Source organism: Lentzea sp. NPDC051838 (assembly GCF_040681245.1).
Taxonomy (GTDB): domain Bacteria; phylum Actinomycetota; class Actinomycetes; order Mycobacteriales; family Pseudonocardiaceae; genus Lentzea.
Window position 1 is genome coordinate 45,773 of sequence record NZ_JBFAYI010000024.1, and the last position, 14,809, is coordinate 60,581.

The 14,809-nt window shown below is 68.6% G+C and carries 15 protein-coding genes; 8 read left to right on the forward strand and 7 right to left on the reverse strand.

Annotated features, from left to right (window positions below):
• Positions 1 to 4 precede the first annotated feature (4 nt).
• Positions 5 to 778, reverse strand: a complete 774-nt coding sequence (locus tag AB0M24_RS35460; protein ID WP_363777840.1) for a carbon-nitrogen hydrolase family protein — start codon at positions 776 to 778, stop codon at positions 5 to 7.
• A gap of 25 nt (positions 779 to 803) precedes the next feature.
• Between AB0M24_RS35460 and AB0M24_RS35465 the strand changes: the two genes are divergently transcribed.
• Entirely contained in the window at positions 804 to 2,303 is a 1,500-nt protein-coding gene (locus AB0M24_RS35465) for an ABC transporter substrate-binding protein (protein ID WP_363777841.1), read from the forward strand.
• Here the strand turns inward: AB0M24_RS35465 and AB0M24_RS35470 are convergent.
• Entirely contained in the window at positions 2,296 to 2,787 is a 492-nt protein-coding gene (locus AB0M24_RS35470) for a hypothetical protein (RefSeq protein ID WP_363777842.1), read from the reverse strand. The genes AB0M24_RS35465 and AB0M24_RS35470 overlap by 8 nt on opposite strands.
• 10 nt (positions 2,788 to 2,797) lie before the next feature.
• A complete protein-coding gene (locus AB0M24_RS35475) occupies positions 2,798 to 3,286 on the reverse strand; it encodes a hypothetical protein (protein WP_363777843.1) in 489 nt (162 codons plus the stop codon).
• Between the two features lie 27 nt (positions 3,287 to 3,313).
• On the opposite strand from AB0M24_RS35475, the gene AB0M24_RS35480 reads away from it, so the two are divergent.
• Positions 3,314 to 4,438 carry an aminotransferase class V-fold PLP-dependent enzyme gene (locus AB0M24_RS35480; protein WP_363777844.1) on the forward strand — a complete coding sequence of 375 codons (1,125 nt, stop codon included), beginning with the start codon at positions 3,314 to 3,316 and terminating at the stop codon, positions 4,436 to 4,438.
• Here the strand turns inward: AB0M24_RS35480 and AB0M24_RS35485 are convergent.
• Positions 4,419 to 5,714: a M14 family metallopeptidase gene (locus tag AB0M24_RS35485; RefSeq protein WP_363777845.1), complete on the reverse strand. Its 1,296-nt coding sequence runs from the start codon at positions 5,712 to 5,714 to the stop codon at positions 4,419 to 4,421. The genes AB0M24_RS35480 and AB0M24_RS35485 overlap by 20 nt on opposite strands.
• A gap of 134 nt (positions 5,715 to 5,848) precedes the next feature.
• On the opposite strand from AB0M24_RS35485, the gene hisD reads away from it, so the two are divergent.
• The 5 genes from hisD to AB0M24_RS35510 all read left to right on the forward strand — a co-directional run bounded on the left by hisD (position 5,849) and on the right by AB0M24_RS35510 (position 11,826).
• Positions 5,849 to 7,183 (forward strand): histidinol dehydrogenase, encoded by a 1,335-nt coding sequence (gene hisD, locus AB0M24_RS35490; RefSeq protein WP_363777846.1) that lies wholly within the window; start codon positions 5,849 to 5,851, stop codon positions 7,181 to 7,183.
• Positions 7,180 to 8,286, forward strand: coding sequence for a histidinol-phosphate transaminase (locus AB0M24_RS35495; RefSeq protein ID WP_363777847.1), 1,107 nt, complete (start codon positions 7,180 to 7,182; stop codon positions 8,284 to 8,286). Before hisD ends, AB0M24_RS35495 begins: the two co-directional genes overlap by 4 nt.
• Positions 8,283 to 8,882 carry an imidazoleglycerol-phosphate dehydratase HisB gene (gene hisB / locus AB0M24_RS35500; RefSeq protein ID WP_045314317.1) on the forward strand — a complete coding sequence of 200 codons (600 nt, stop codon included), beginning with the start codon at positions 8,283 to 8,285 and terminating at the stop codon, positions 8,880 to 8,882. The genes AB0M24_RS35495 and hisB overlap by 4 nt, the downstream gene beginning before the upstream one ends.
• Positions 8,882 to 9,037 (forward strand): hypothetical protein, encoded by a 156-nt coding sequence (locus AB0M24_RS35505; RefSeq protein ID WP_363777848.1) that lies wholly within the window; start codon positions 8,882 to 8,884, stop codon positions 9,035 to 9,037. Before hisB ends, AB0M24_RS35505 begins: the two co-directional genes overlap by 1 nt.
• An 83-nt stretch (positions 9,038 to 9,120) precedes the next feature.
• A complete protein-coding gene (locus AB0M24_RS35510; RefSeq protein ID WP_363777849.1) occupies positions 9,121 to 11,826 on the forward strand; it encodes a TIR domain-containing protein in 2,706 nt (901 codons plus the stop codon).
• On the opposite strand, the gene AB0M24_RS35515 is transcribed toward AB0M24_RS35510, so the two are convergent.
• Positions 11,813 to 12,415 carry a class I SAM-dependent methyltransferase gene (locus AB0M24_RS35515; RefSeq protein ID WP_363777850.1) on the reverse strand — a complete coding sequence of 201 codons (603 nt, stop codon included), beginning with the start codon at positions 12,413 to 12,415 and terminating at the stop codon, positions 11,813 to 11,815. The two genes, AB0M24_RS35510 and AB0M24_RS35515, sit on opposite strands and share 14 nt — an antisense overlap.
• Positions 12,412 to 12,933, reverse strand: a complete 522-nt coding sequence (locus AB0M24_RS35520) for an RNA 2'-phosphotransferase (RefSeq protein ID WP_363777851.1) — start codon at positions 12,931 to 12,933, stop codon at positions 12,412 to 12,414. Before AB0M24_RS35520 ends, AB0M24_RS35515 begins: the two co-directional genes overlap by 4 nt.
• A gap of 54 nt (positions 12,934 to 12,987) precedes the next feature.
• Between AB0M24_RS35520 and AB0M24_RS35525 the strand changes: the two genes are divergently transcribed.
• Entirely contained in the window at positions 12,988 to 13,953 is a 966-nt protein-coding gene (locus AB0M24_RS35525; RefSeq protein ID WP_363777852.1) for a hypothetical protein, read from the forward strand.
• Positions 13,954 to 14,307: 354 nt separating this feature from the next.
• Here AB0M24_RS35525 and soxR read toward each other — a convergent pair whose 3' ends face one another.
• Complete coding sequence (soxR, locus tag AB0M24_RS35530; RefSeq protein WP_363777853.1) at positions 14,308 to 14,772, reverse strand: redox-sensitive transcriptional activator SoxR; 465 nt, start codon at positions 14,770 to 14,772, stop codon at positions 14,308 to 14,310.
• Between the last annotated feature and the right edge of the window lie 37 nt (positions 14,773 to 14,809).

Below are 14,809 nucleotides of genomic sequence, written 5' to 3' on the forward strand. Positions count from 1 at the left end.
GCGATCAACGTAGCCGTCGGTTCGCCAGCACCGGCAGGACCTCCCGGGCTTGTTCCACTGTCGTGAGGTCGATGTCGACCGGCACGACCTCAGGCTGGTCGGACAGTTGTGTCACGACGTTGCCGAACGGGTCCGCGACGGTCGAGTACCCGATACCGGTCGGCGCGGTGGAGCCCAGGTCACCGGGGTAGGCCTGGCCGCACGCCACGACGAACGACGTGCAGTCGAGTGCGCGCGCCCGCACCAACAGCTCCCACTGCTCCTTCTTGCCCGGTCCGGCGCCCCACGACGCGCCGACCAGCACTGCTTTCGCACCCTCGTCCGCCAGCGCCCGGAACAGCTCGGGGAAGCGGACGTCGTAGCAGGTGGCGATGCCGAGCGTGACGCCGTCGAGTTCGAACGTCAGCGGCTCGGCTCCCGGTGCGACCGTGCGCGACTCCTGGAAGCCGAACGCGTCGAACAGGTGGATCTTGTCGTAGCCGACGTGGATGTCCGGCCCGGTGACGAGCATCGTGTTCGTCACGCGGTCACCGGACGGCGTGAACATGCCTGCCACCACTACTACGTCGTGCTGTGCGGCGATCTCGTGCACTGCGGACGCCCACGGGCCGTCGAGAGGTTCCGCGACCGGCCCAAGTGGCACTCCGAAGCGGCACATAGTGGCTTCAGGCAGCAACACGACCCGTGCGCCCTCTGCTCTGCGCACCGCGTCCCGGACGAGCTCCAGGTTGGACCTGGGGTCGGTGGTGGAGCTGATCTGACTCACAGCGATGCGCATGCGGATCACTGTAGGGTCCGGCCTTGTGCGTTTCCCACTGTTCCTAGTCGTGTTGCTGGCCGTCGCGGGCTGCACCGAGACCGCCACACCCCGCCCGGACGGTGGCACCAACGGCACCTCGATCGTGCTCGCCGACCGCGACGAGCCGACCACGCTGAACCCGCTGCTCGGCTACGGCGCGCAGGGCGTGTCCAAGATCTACGACGGTCTCGTGGAGCACCGCCAGGACGGGTCGCTGGGCCCGCAGCTCGCCGCCGACCTGCCGGAACCGTCAGCGGACGGCCTGAGCTGGACGGTGAAGCTGCGCGGTGACGTGAAGTTCACCGACGGCAGCGCGTTCGGAGCGGAAGACGTCGTCGCGACCTACGCGGCCGCGTTGCAGAACCCGGTCAAGGACAGGTTCAGCACCCTGAAGAGCGTCGAGCAGCTCGACCCGTCGACCGTCCGGTTCTTCCTGAACCAGACGCAGGCGGCGTTCCCTCATCTGCTGACGCTGGGGATTCTGCCCAGTGAGCAGGCGCGGACGGACGGTCAGCCCGTCGGCACCGGCCCGTACAAGGTCACCGAGTGGAAGAAGGGCGACCGGCTGCTGCTGGACGCCAACGAGACGTACTTCGGTGGCGCGCCCAAGGTGAAGAAGCTGACCGTCGTGTTCGTGACGGACGACAACCAGCGCGCGCGCCGCATGCAGGACGGCGAGTTCGACGGCACGGTGCTGCCGCCCAAGCTCGCCACGCAGTTCGCCTCGAAGTCGGGGCTTTCCGTGCAGTACCACCGCAGCGCCGACTACCGCGCGGTGCGGCTGCCCACGACCAACCCTGTCACCGGCAACGCCGCGATCCGGCTTGCGCTGAACTACGCCACGAACCGCCAGGGCATGATCGACAGCCTGCTGGAGGGCAAGGGCACGGCCGGGTACACCCCGGTGCCGGACGCGCTGGCCGAGGAGTTCGACCCGACCGCGAAGTTCCGCTACGACAAGACCGAGGCGATCCGTCAGCTCGACGCGGCCGGGTGGGTTCCCGGCGCGGACGGCATCCGGGTGCGCGAGGGCGTGGCTGCCCGGTTCACCTTGATGTACCCGCTGGGTGACGACCTGCGGGCGGACCTGGCCACGGCGTTCGCCGCCGATGCCAAGGCCGTGGGTGTGGACGTGCAGCTCGCCGGGCTGTCGTGGGAGGCGATCCGGCCGCGGATGGCCGCGGATGCGCTGCTGTACGGCGAGGGGTCGCCGTTCGACCCGGATCTGATGCTCTACGACCTGCGCGGGCAGGGGAGCCCGGCGGCCGACGCGGCGCTCGAGAACGGGCGCAAGCTGATCGACCCGGCGCAGCGGGCGGTGGCGTACAAGCTGTTCCAGCAGGCGTTCGTCGCGGCGCCGTCGATGGTCGTGCTGGTGTTCCCCGAGCACGCGTACGTGATGCGTGACTCGTGGAACGGCTATCTGCCCGTGGTCGACCCGAACTCCTACGGCGCGTTGGCGTGGGGGCCGTGGTGGAACCTCGAGAAGTGGGAGCCTAAGTAGTACGGGCGTTGATCTCCTTGACGGCCCGTTCGGGGTTGTCCGCCCAGAACTCGATGCGTTTGACCTGCTTCGGGCCGCTCTTGCCGAGATCGACCAGCTGCGGCTCGCGGAACGGCACGGACACGTTGGTCTTGGTCAGCGACTGGATGACGACGGCGTCGCCGACGACCTCGACGGTGCGCTGGCCCTTGTGGGAGCGCTCGGCTACTTGTGCTTTCGCGAGGTCCGCTGTGGCGATGCGCCAGTCGAAGAAGCCGAGCTGACGGAGCCGCAGTTCGTCGTCGGTGATGGTGTGCGGTTGGCGGTACAGCACGTAGAGAGCGCCCACACACACGACTGCGTTCAGCACGCCGAGCACGATCAGCGTGATTAGCAGCCACGGGATGTCCAGGGCAAACGCGACCAACGCGATCCCGATCGCCGTGATGATCAGGAACCGCACGTACCGCGGCCGCATGCGCTTGCCGTAGGGGATCTCCACCATGCGCGTGAGCCTATTTTCGCAGAGCACGCACCATCGCGTCGGGGTCGTCCGTCCAGAGCTCGATCTTCGTGATGTCGTGCGTGCCGCGTCTGCCCAGGTCGATGTTCTGGGGTTCGTTGAGGGTGATGTGCACGTTGGTGGAGTTGGAGATCTCCAGCACGAGCGTTCCGTCCACAACGGACCGCGTCTTGTTGAGCGACCTGCTCGTCATGCCCTGTGTGACGTTCTCGATGGCACTTAGTGGGATGCGGTACTCGAACTCGCGCGCGTATCGGAGCCACAGGTGGTCGTCGTCGATCTTGTGCTTGAACTTGTAGAGCATCCACAGCAGCCAGGCGAGCAGCAGTGCGCTGATGAGCCCGAACGCGAGCAGGGCGGCTCTGAGCCAGAACCACGGCACGAGCAGGTCGACGAGCAGGATTTCCACGGGTGTGAGCACGAGGAAAACCCACAGGAACGGCCGGACCTGAGCGCTGTACCCGAACGAGCGATCCCCCATGTCCTCGATAGTGGCAGAGTCGAGCGGGTGAGTGACCTGATCTTTTTGGACAGCGCCGGTTCGTCGATCCCTCCCGCTCCCGTCGTGGACGAGGTCATCGGGCATCTGCGGCGGGAAACCGAGATCGGTGGCTATCGCGCCGCCGCTGAACGCCGTGATGACCTGGAGGCGGGCTACGGGGTGCTCGCTGAGTTCTTCGGGTGTCACCCGTCCGAGGTTGCTTTCACGGACAGTGCAACTCGATCTTGGCTGGCGGCGTTCGACGCGGTGCCGCTGTCGGCAGGAGACCGAATTCTTGTCACCGAGGTCGAATACGGTGGCAATGCGATCCCGGTCCTGCGCCGAGCGGCGGAGGTCGGGGCGGTCGTCGAGGTCATGCCCTCCGATGCTCATGGGCAGGTGGATCTCGACGCCCTGAACCTTGACAACCGAGTCAAGCTGATCTCGCTCGTCCACGTTCCGACGAACGGCGGCTTGGTCAATCCCGTCAACGAGATCACGGCGGCGGCGCGTTCCGTCGGCGCCTTGGTGCTGCTGGACGCGTGCCAGTCCACAGGGCAGCTCGATCTGCGGGGCCTCGACTACGACATGTTGGCGTGTACAGGTCGTAAGTGGCTCCGCGGACCGCGCGGTACCGGTGCTCTGGTCGTGCGCGACGAGGTGCGGGCAAGGCTCCACCCGCGGTTGGTGGACCTGCACAGCGGTGTGTGGACCGGACCCATGGAGTACTCGTTGCGCTCCGATGCTCGCGTGTTCGAGCTGTGGGAGTGCAGCGTCGCTGACCGGCTCGGTCTGATCGCGGCCGCGCGTTACGCCCTGGACAAGGGGCTGGACGTGATCGAGGCCGAGGTCGCGGACCGTGCCAAGCGCTTGCGTTCGGGGTTGCGGGAGATCGCCGGCGTCACCGTGCAGGACCTCGGTGAACGGCAGTCGGGCATCGTCACCTTCACGTCGGAGCGTGTGCCGGCGATGGAGCTGAAGGACCGGCTGTGGGACCTCGGCGTGGCCGTGACGGTCTCGCAGCGCGGGTCGACGATGATCGACATGACCAAGCGGGGCCTGGACGAAGTAGTGCGGGCCTCCCCGCACTACTTCGTCACTCCTGAGGAGATCGACCAGGCGTTGGAACGGATCAGCAGGTCTGCCCGATGACCCGCTTCACGCAGTCCGAGTAGTTCATGAACAGGTCGACGGCGCGGTCGTTGCGGCTCGTCTGGGCCGCGATGACCGTGTCACGCGGGTAGAAGCCGTTCAGGCCGCCGCTGCTCGGGTACATCTCGTAGGTGTACGACCAGATCTTGTGGACGCCCCACATCCAGTCGTCGATGGTGCCGTCGGTGATGTACAGGTCGCTCGCCTGCTCCGGCGTGTAGCCGTTCAGGTTCGCCATCTGCCGGCCCAGCGTCTGGAACGCGCGTGCCTCGTCGGCGTTGAGGCCGGTGTCGGTGTCCGCGTTGGTGTAGCCGTACGGCCACAGCACGAGCTCCGAGAACGAGTGGAAGTCGATGTTCGTCTTGATCTGCTGGACGCCGCCGACGACCCGCGAGTTCACGAAGTTCTTGATGACGTTGGTCTCCGGTGCGGAGAACGCCGCCGTGCCGCGGTAGGTGTCCGAGGTGCTGCTACCGCTGGAACCGCCGCAGCAGCCCCACTTGTAGCCCCAGTTGCGGTTGAGGTCGGTGCCGTTGCCCTGGCGGTTCTTGCGCCAGCCGCGGAACGACCCGGTGGCGATGTCGTACTCGACGCCGTCCGGGTTGACCATCGGGATGAACCAGATCTCGCGGCTGTCGACGATGCTCTTGACCGACGGCGTCGAGTAGTTGTCGGTGTAGCGCTTGATGATCTGCAGGCACTGCTCGACCGTCAGGTGCTCACGGGCGTGCTGGTTGCAGGTGATGATGACCTCGGGCTCGCTCTCGTCGGTCGCGACGTTGTCGCTGATCTTGAGGGCGTAGATGTCCCGGTTCTGGACGCTCTTGCCGATGCTGCGCAGGCTCGCCAGCGCCGGGTGGTCGCGCACCGTCTGCTGCAGCTCCGCGGTCATCTCCGCGAAGTTGTGGTAGCCCGCGTAGCCGGACGGGAAGTCCTGGGTGCCGATCTGGCCCGGCTGCGGGTCTTTGAAGTCGACCTTGCCCAGGCTCTTCAGCTGCTGCTCGAAGTCACCCAGGTACTTCATCGGCAGCCCGGTCGCCTGCAGGGCGCGCAGCTGGTTCTTGTCGGCGACCGCGGAGATCGTGGTGAGCTTGGTCGCGCCGAGCACGTCCACGCCGATCTGGGCGATCTGGGTGCGTTCGGCGGAGGTGTTCGCGGTGACTTCCACGAGGTAGCGGCCGGAGTCGGCCGTGCTGGGCGTCGCCATGCCCGCGACCAGCACGGGCAGGCAGACGGCGAGCACTGCGGCGATCTTGCCGCGGCTCTTGCTGAACATCGTTCCTCCATCATCAGCAGGGGTTTGCGACGGAGTGGTGCCTCGACCGAGCGTGGCCGTGGTGTCACAGGCTGAGGTAGCGCCGTTAGCGGGCTGACCGTTGACAGAATTCGGCAGGAACTACCCTGTAAGTCATGCTCAGCCGCATCGACCTGCGAGGTCGCACCACGACTCCCGCTCAGCTGCGCGCCGTCGTCCCGCGCGCCGAGGTGGACGTGGACGCGGTGCTGCATCAGGTGCGTCCCGTCGTGGACGCGGTCGCCGAGCGCGGTGTCGACGCTGTCCTGGAATACACGGAGAAGTTCGACCGCGTTCGTCCCGCTTCCGTGCGCGTGTCCGCGGCGCAGATCGCCTCCGCCCTGGAAACCCTCGACCCGGCTGTGCGCGAGGCGTTGGAAGAGGTGATCGCGCGCACTCGTCGCGTGCACGCCGACCAGCGCCGCACGGAGACGACCACGCAGGTCGTGCCCGGCGGCACGGTCACGGAGAAGTGGGTGCCGGTCGCCCGCGTCGGCCTGTACGCGCCCGGTGGTCTCGCCGTCTACCCGTCGACCGTGGTCATGAACGTCGTGCCCGCGCAGATCGCGGGCGTCGAGTCGCTCGTGGTGTGCTCGCCGCCGCAGGCCGAGTTCGACGGCCTGCCGCACCCGACGATCCTGGCCGCCGCCGCGCTGCTCGGCGTCGACGAGGTGTGGGCGGCCGGTGGCGCGCAGGCCGTGGCGCTGATGGCGCACGGCGGCGTGGACACCGACGGCGCCGAGCTGGCTCCGGTCGACATCGTCACCGGTCCCGGCAACATCTACACGACGGCGGCCAAGCGCCTGCTGCGCGGCCTGATCGGGATCGACTCCGAGGCCGGCCCGACCGAGATCGCGATCCTCGCCGACTCGTCCGCCGACCCGGTGCACGTGGCGGCCGACCTGATCAGCCAGGCCGAGCACGACCCGTTGGCGGCGTCCGTGCTGGTCACTGATTCGGAAGAGCTCGCGGACGCGGTGGACGCCGAGCTGGAGCGCCAGGTCGGTGCCACCAAGCACTCCGAGCGGATCCGCACGGCGTTGGGTGGCAAGCAGTCCGGCACCGTGCTGGTGTCCTCTGTGGACGAAGGCATCCGGGTCGTCGACGCGTACGCCGCCGAGCACCTGGAGATCCAGACGGTCGACGCGCGGGCGGTCGCGGGGCGGATCCGCTCTGCCGGAGCGATCTTCGTGGGTGCGTACGCGCCGGTCTCGCTCGGTGACTACTGCGCGGGCTCGAACCACGTGCTGCCGACCGGTGGCTGCGCGCGGCACTCGTCCGGGCTGTCGGTGCAGACGTTCCTGCGCGGCATCCACGTGATCGACTACTCCGAGGAAGCACTGCGCGACGTGGCGGACAAGGTCGTCGCGCTGGCCAACGCGGAGGATCTGCCGGCGCACGGGCAGGCTGTCACGGCGAGGTTTCCCCAGAAGGGCGTTGGGACAGCATGAAGCCAGTCGTTGGCGCGCGGGTAGAACTGTCCGATCTGCCTCTGCGCGAGGACTTGCGCGGTCGCACGCCGTACGGTGCGCCGCAGCTCGACGTGCCGTATCGCTTGAACACCAACGAGAACCCGTACGCGCCGACGGATGCGCTGGCGGCGGACGTGGTCGCGGCGGTGGCGGAGATCGCGGGTGAGCTGCACCGGTACCCGGACCGCGACGCGGTGGCGTTGCGCGACGACCTGGCGGCGTACCTGACGGAGTCGACGTCGGTGCCGCTGACGGCCGAGAACGTGTGGGCTGCCAACGGGTCCAACGAGATCCTCCAGCAGATCCTGCAGGCGTTCGGCGGTCCCGGTCGCGTGGCTCTGGGCTTCGAGCCGTCGTACTCGATGCACCCGATCATCGCCGCCGGCACGCGCACCGAGTGGGCGCCGACGCCGCGTCGTTCGGACTTCTCGCTCGACGTGGAGAAGGCGGCGGCGGTCATCGCCGAGACGCGGCCGGACGTCGTCTTCGTGACGTCGCCGAACAACCCGACGGGTCAGTCGATCCCGCTCGAGGACCTGCGGCTGCTGATCGCGTCGTCGAGCGGCATGATCGTCGTGGACGAGGCCTACGCGGAGTTCTCCTCGCAGGAGAGCGCGATCGGGCTGCTCGACGAGTTCGGCTCGCGGCTGATCGTCTCGCGGACGATGTCGAAGGCCTTCGCCTTCGCCGGCGGGCGGCTGGGCTACCTCGCCGCTGCTCCCGCCGTGGTCGACGCGCTGCAGCTGGTGCGCCTGCCGTACCACCTGTCCGCGTTGACGCAGGCGGCCGCACGGGCTTCGTTGCGCCACGCCTCCGAGACGCTGGGTTCGGTGGCGCTGCTCGCCGCCGAGCGCGACCGCGTGGTGGCGGCGTTGACGGACCTGGGTTTCGACGTCGTGCCCTCGGACGCGAACTTCGTGCTGTTCGGCTGGTTCGAGAACGCGCGGGAGACCTGGAAGTCCTATCTGGACCACGGCGTGCTCATCCGGGACGTCGGAATCGCGGGTCACCTGCGGGTGACCATCGGAACGCCCGAGGAGAACGACGCTTTCCTCGCGGCCAGCAAGGAGGTCAGCCGGTGAGTCGTGTGGGCAAGGTGGAGCGCACCACCAAGGAGTCGTCGGTCTACGTGGAGATCGACCTGGACGGCACCGGCCAGGTGGAGATCAGCACCGGCGTGCCGTTCTACGACCACATGCTCACCGCGTTCGGCGTGCACGGCTGCTTCGACCTGATCGTCCGAGCCACCGGCGACACGCACATCGACGCGCACCACTCGGTCGAGGACATCGCGATCGTGCTGGGCCAGGCGCTGCGGGAAGCGTTGGGGGACAAGAAGGGCATCCGGCGCTTCGGCGACTGCTGGATCCCGATGGACGAGACCCTCGCCCACGCGGCGGTGGACGTCTCCGGCCGCCCCTACACCGTGCACCGCGGCGAGCCGGAGCAGTTCAACAGCTTCGTGATCGGCGGCAACTACCCGTTCGTGCTGAACCGGCACGTCTTCGAGTCGCTCGCCTTCCACGCCCAGATCGCGCTGCACGTGCGCGTCGAGTACGGCCGCGACCCGCACCACATCGCGGAAGCCGAGTACAAGGCCATCGCCCGTGCCCTGCGCGCGGCCGTGGAGCCCGACCCGCGCGTCGGCGGCATCCCGTCGACCAAGGGCGTGCTCTGATGCCGAAGGAAGTCGTCGTCATCGGCCTGCTGGCTCTCGCGGGCTTTCTGGCCGGTGGCGTCTACGCGACGTGGAAGACCGCCAAGTTCATGGCGATCATCCTGCTGGTGCTGATCGTCGTCGCGGTCGGCGGCGCGGTTCTCTGGCTGCTCTGAACCGGCCCTGTCGCACGATCGGCACTGCCGTCAGCGGCGCGGTTCGCTGGCTCATTCAGCCCCGAACCGTCAGAATCGAGCGGGTGGCCGAGCCTGAGTACGACGCGTTCATCTCGTACAGCCGAGCTCTGGACGGCAGACTCGCCCCGATGCTCCAGCGCGGCGTGCAGCGGTTCGCCAAGCCCTGGAACCGTCTGCGCGCCTCGAGGGTGTTCCTCGACGACGTGAGCCTGTCCGCGAACCCGGGCCTGTGGACGTCGATCGAACAGGCCCTGGGCCGATCGCGCTGGCTGATCCTGATGGCCTCACCCGAAGCCGCGGCGTCCACGTGGGTCAACCGCGAGCTGCGGTGGTGGCTCGAACACAGGTCCGCCCAGCACGTCCTCGTCGTGCTGACCTCGGGCGAGTACTGCCAGTCCGTGCCCGCTCCCGTCCGCAAGGCGCTGGGCGAGGAACCGCGCTGGGTCGACCTGCGCTGGTTGCGTTCGGCCGAGCACGTCGACGACTCGAACCCGCGGCTGCGCGAGTGCGTCGCCGACATCGCGAGTGCGGTGCGCGAGGTGCCGAAGGACGACCTCGTCGGCGAGCACGTCCGGCAGCACCGCCGGACGCTCCGGTTAGCGCGCGGCGTGGCTGCCGCTCTCTCGCTGCTCATGATCGGTGTGCTGGTCGCCGGGCTCGTGGCGGTGGTGCAGCGCAATTCCGCCGTGGCGCAGGCGCGGACGGCAACGGCACGGGGTCTCGCGTCGGCCGCTGTGGCGAACCTGCGCACCGATCTCGCGCTGAGCCAGGTGCTGGCGGCCGAGGCGTATCGGGTGGAGGCGAACAGCCAGACCCGCGCCGCGTTGTTCCAGTCGCTGACGGCCAGCCCGCAGCTGGATCGGTACCTGCCGGTCGGTGGTGAGGTCACCGCGCTCGCGTCGTCCGCCAACGGCAAGGTCGCGGTCGCCGGCACCGCGGACGGACGGGTCGTGCGGTGGGACCTCGCCAGCGGCAAGCGCAGTGAGCAACAGGTCGGCGCGCGTCCCGTCGATGCGGTGGCCACCAGCGCGAACGGGGCAGTGATCGCCGCGGCCGGCACGGGTTCCGCGTTGCGCTGGGACGTGGTTTCCGGTGCCACGCAACAGATCGACACGCCGGACGAGCTGACCGACGATCTGGTCGCCGTCTCGCCGTCCGGCCGCTTCACCGCCTTCTACAGCACGGTCGTCGACTCCATTGACGACAACGGGTTCACCCGCGGCCATCGGATCGTCCACGATGGACAGACGGGCAAGCGTGCCGAGCGGGAGGAGAAGACCTTCCCGTTGTTCATGATGCGGCTGCCGAACGAGGACCAGCTGCTGGAGATCTCCTACAACGACTGGGTTCGCAGGGCGCCCACCAGCCTCGACGTCGTGTCCACCACGCGGGGGAACGCCGCGCCCGCCAACGGGTTCGGGGTCGGGCTGTCGGCCAACGGCGACCACTTCGGCTTTTCGACCGGCGGGGAGATCCGGTTGTGGCGCACGACCCAGCAGGCGTTCGACTTCACGACGCAGGACGCGTTGCTGAAGGACGGCAGGCCCAACCCGTCCGCGGTGGCGATCGCCGGCAACGGCGCCCGCACCGCCGTTTCGGACACCGGGACGATCTACGTCTACGACATGTCCGGCCCGTACACCGGCGAGCGGATGCGGCTCGAAGGCGACAACGAGACGCCGTTCGTCGAGTTCCTCGGCGACAACGACCACCTGGTCTCCGCCTCGCGCGACCGGCTGGCGGTGTGGGACCTGACCCGCAACACCCGTGTCGGTTCGCCCCTGCCGACGCGAGTTCCCTTGTCCTGCAACGCTTGCCCGCCGCCGTACATCGCCGCGTCGAAGGACGACTTCGCGGTGTCGGCGGGCCCGGACGTGGCGCTGGGCTCGTACACGGAGTCGGCGGCCGCGCCGAGCAGGTTCGGGCCGGTCGTGTGGAACGCCGCCGGTGACGGACTGTTCGTCGTGACGGCGGACGAGGGCATCGGCGAGACGTGGCAGGTCCGCGACGGCCTGCACCGCACCACGCGGTGGAAGGGAGACGTGCTCGCCGAGTACGTCGTGGCGATGGGCGCGGCTCGGGACGACCACCGGGTGGTCACCGTGAACGAGCTTGGTGACGTGCAGGTCTTCGAGGGCGAGGAGCTGGCGTCCGCGCGCACCATCACGATGAACCGCAGGCTGGACCAGCAGGGCTGGCCACCCGCCGGGCACCTCGCGGCGGTGCGTCCGGACGCGGCGATCGCGGCGGTCGTCACCCCGGACTCCGTCGTCCTCGTCGACACCGTCGCCGGCACGCGCCGCGATCTTCCCGGCGGACCGGCCGCCGCGGTGACGTTCACCGCCGACAGCCTGGTCGTCCAGCGCGCGGGCACGGTCGAGGTGTGGGACGGGGCGGGCACCTCCCGTCGCCGGGTCGTGCAGAGCGACCCCAGCTACCTGCCGGGAATCGCGGCCAACCCCGGCACGACCCTGGTCACCCAGCTGCGCCGCGACCACGTCCTGGTCGTGACGGATCTCGTGACCGGAGAACCGGTCGGTCAGGTGCTGGTGACAGACGACCGCGGGCGCTTCGGACGCGTCGGCATGGCCTTCTCCGGCGAACGCGCGGTCGTGACGGCGATCCCGGACACGCCGTTGTTCCGCTGGGATCTCTCGGAGGAGAACTGGGTGCGCACGGCCTGCGCCACCGCGGGCCGGGACCTGACCGCCGACGAGTGGCGGCGGTACGTCGGCACCGAGCCGCCGTCGAACCTCACCTGCGGGTGAGCACCCAGTGGAACGTCGCCGGGCCTGGCTCGTGCATGGTGACGAGGTCGTCGGTGACGATCTCCATGTGCTGGCTGAGCAGCGCGCGGTTCTCGTCGGGGCTGTTGCTGCCGAAGAACATCTCGACGCCGAGCCAGGTCTCCGTGACGTCCGGCGTGCCGACGCCGAGCGAGGCCAGGAAGAGGCCGCCCGGCTTGAGCCAGCGAGCGATCCTCGCGATGAGCTCCGGCTGTTCGGCCCGCGGGACGTGCAGGATCGAGTAGAACGCGGCGATGCCGTCGAACGTGCCGTCCGCGAAGTCGAGCTCGGTCATGTCGGCTTTCTCGAACCTCGCGCCGGGCACGTTGGCCTTCGCGAGGTCGAGCTGCTGCCGCGAGAGGTCGACGCCCAGGACGTCGTGCCGTTCGGCGAGCTTCTTCGTGACCGGAACGCCTGCGCCACAACCGAGTTCGAGGATCCTGGCGTTGTCTTCGAGGCGGCGGTCGAAGTCGTCGAGGTAGCGCAGGCGCGGGTCGTCGGCGATCTCCGCGGACCAGCTGAGGTAGCGCTCGGCCATCGCGTCGTAGCCGGCCTCGACGATCTTCTTCACGAGCTCAGGTAACCCGCCGGGACGTGCTGGGTCAACCAGACCCCGTTGGCGCTGAGCCGGAACTCGTGCCCGTCGTCGCTCATCCTCTTGGCGTCGACCAGAAGGATCACCGGCCGCCCGCGCCGTGCACCGACTCGTCGCGCGGTCTCCCGGTCGGGCGACAGGTGGACGTCGTGCCGGGACATGGGACGCAGGCCGTCGCGCATGATGTCGTCGAGGTACTGCGCGACCGTGCCGTGGAACAACGTGTCCGGCGGCGTCGCCGTAGGCAGCCCGAGGTCGACCTCGACGCTGTGCCCCTGGTTGGCGCGGATGCGGTCGCCGTCGATCGTGAAGCGCTGCTTGTCGTTGCGCGCGACGACCTCGCGCAACTCCTCCTCGCTGACGCCGAGCGCGCTCAGCAGGTCGGCCACCGGCACCCAGCCACTGGGGTCGAGGGTGAGGCCGACGCGCTCTGGCTTGTGCCGGAGTGCCTTGGACATCCGCTTCGAAAGGCGGATCATTCTGTCTTCTTCCATTTCGCCTTCAGCAAACCACAGCGCGTCCACTCCTTTTGCGGTTCCATGGATCCTGTGTGGCCGGTACTGGGGCTGTTCTTCCTCGCGCCGTTCGTCGGCGAGTTCCTCCTGGGCAACATCCCGATCACCGACATGGCGTTAGGCCTGCTCCTCGCACCGCTCTACGGCAGCGGCGCGATCCTGGTCCGCGAACTGGGCAGACGAGCGGGCGGCTGGCCGTCGATGCTCCTGCTCGCAGCGGCCTACGCACTGATCGAGGAAGGCCCGGTCGACCAGCTGATCTGGAACAACTCCTACGCGGGCCACGACTACCTGACCGGCCCGTCCTACGTCCCGTTCCTGGGCACGAGCGTCGAGGTAGTCCAGTCGATCCTGGCGCTGCACACGATCTGGAGCATCAGCGTCCCGATAGCCCTGGTGGAGACCCTCTCGCGCCGCGGCCCGTGGCTGCACACCCGAGGCCTGGTCGTCGTAGGCCTGCTGTTCCTGACGGGCTCGGCGTTCGTCTTCTGGGGCAACTACACCGAGGAACACTTCATGGCCGAGTGGTGGCAGTTCGGCTACGCCTTCGCCGCCATCGCCCTGCTCGTCTTCCTCGCCTTCCGGATCCGCCCGCTGCCTTCGTCGCCCGGCACCGCCCCGCCACCGCTGCGGGTCTGCCTGTTCGCGTTGCTGGGGACCAGCGCGTACTGGGGCTCGGTGACGCTGATCAGCGCCGACTGGTTCGAGTGGCCAGGCGTGACGATCTGGTGCGCGGTAGTGGCCCTCGGCATCGCGCTCGTGACGCGCTGGTCGCGTCTCGCGGGTTGGGACCAACGCCACCGTTTCGCACTGGCCGCCGGCGCCGTGCTGACCTACGTCTGGTGCTCGTTCCCGGTGAAGCCCGAGCTGGGCGGCACCGAAGCCGGCGACTACGTGTTCAGCGCCATCGCCCTCTCGCTGCTGCTCTGGTGCGTCCTGAAGCTCCGCGCCGAGGCCACGACGCCCGCAAACCAGCCGGTGCCCTACTCCAACGGGTGAACCTCGTCCGGATTCACGCCTGACGCCCTCTAGTAGATGTCACGAAACCATGGTCATCTTCCTCCGCAAAATTAGGAGGTACGCGGGCGGCGGCGACAACGGTCATGAGCAGACAGCAGGCGTTCACCAGACAGCAGGTGTGTGGTCATGAGCAGACGGCAGATGTGTCAGGCAGTAGATGTGTCGGGCGGCAGCCGAGTCGGGCAGTAGATGTGTCGGGCGGCAGCCGCGTCGGGCAGCAAGTGTCGGTCAGCAGGTGTGTCCGGCGGCAGCTACGCGGCCGACCTCCCGCCCGCCGACCTCCCGCCCGCCGACCTGGTGAAGGTCGTCGAGGACACCGGCTACACCGGTGTGTCAGGCAGTGCCACCCTCCAGCACGGGCTTGAGCTTGGGGGCGCCGGGACCGTGCGAGGCCTGCTCGTCATCGATGTTCTGCAACGCGCAGCTGCGCAACGAGAGGCAGCCGCAGCCGATGCACCCGGTCAGCCGGTCGCGCAACCGGAACAGGGCGTCGATGCGGGCGTCGAGCTCGGTCTTCCACGAACGGGAGAGGCGCTCCCAGTCGGACTTGGTGGGCGTGCGGTTGTCGGGGAGCTGGGCCAGGGCGTCGCGGACGTCCTCCAGGCTCAGGCCCACGCGCTGCGCGGTGCGGATGAAGGCCAGGCGGCGCAGGACCGAGCGCTGGTAGCGGCGTTGGTTGCCCGCGGTGCGCACCGAGGCGATGAGGCCTCTGTCCTCGTAGAAGCGCAGCGCGGTGTGGGGGACGCCGCTTCGGTCGGCGACCTGGCCGATGGTCAGCATTTCCGGCAACTTGCTCACCCGATCATGGTAGCCGCTTGACCTCCAGCATGGTCGA

Bases quoted from the DNA above. Each gene is read 5' to 3' on its own strand.
- AB0M24_RS35460 (WP_363777840.1), bottom strand. From the start codon at position 778: ATGCGCATCGCTGTGAGTCAGATCAGCTCCACCACCGACCCCAGGTCC.
- AB0M24_RS35495 (WP_363777847.1), top strand. From the start codon at position 7,180: ATGAAGCCAGTCGTTGGCGCGCGGGTAGAACTGTCCGATCTGCCTCTG.
- AB0M24_RS35485 (WP_363777845.1), bottom strand. From the start codon at position 5,714: ATGTTCAGCAAGAGCCGCGGCAAGATCGCCGCAGTGCTCGCCGTCTGC.
- AB0M24_RS35470 (WP_363777842.1), bottom strand. From the start codon at position 2,787: ATGGTGGAGATCCCCTACGGCAAGCGCATGCGGCCGCGGTACGTGCGG.
- AB0M24_RS35505 (WP_363777848.1), top strand. From the start codon at position 8,882: ATGCCGAAGGAAGTCGTCGTCATCGGCCTGCTGGCTCTCGCGGGCTTT.
- hisD (WP_363777846.1), top strand. From the start codon at position 5,849: ATGCTCAGCCGCATCGACCTGCGAGGTCGCACCACGACTCCCGCTCAG.
- AB0M24_RS35475 (WP_363777843.1), bottom strand. From the start codon at position 3,286: ATGGGGGATCGCTCGTTCGGGTACAGCGCTCAGGTCCGGCCGTTCCTG.
- AB0M24_RS35520 (WP_363777851.1), bottom strand. From the start codon at position 12,933: ATGGAAGAAGACAGAATGATCCGCCTTTCGAAGCGGATGTCCAAGGCA.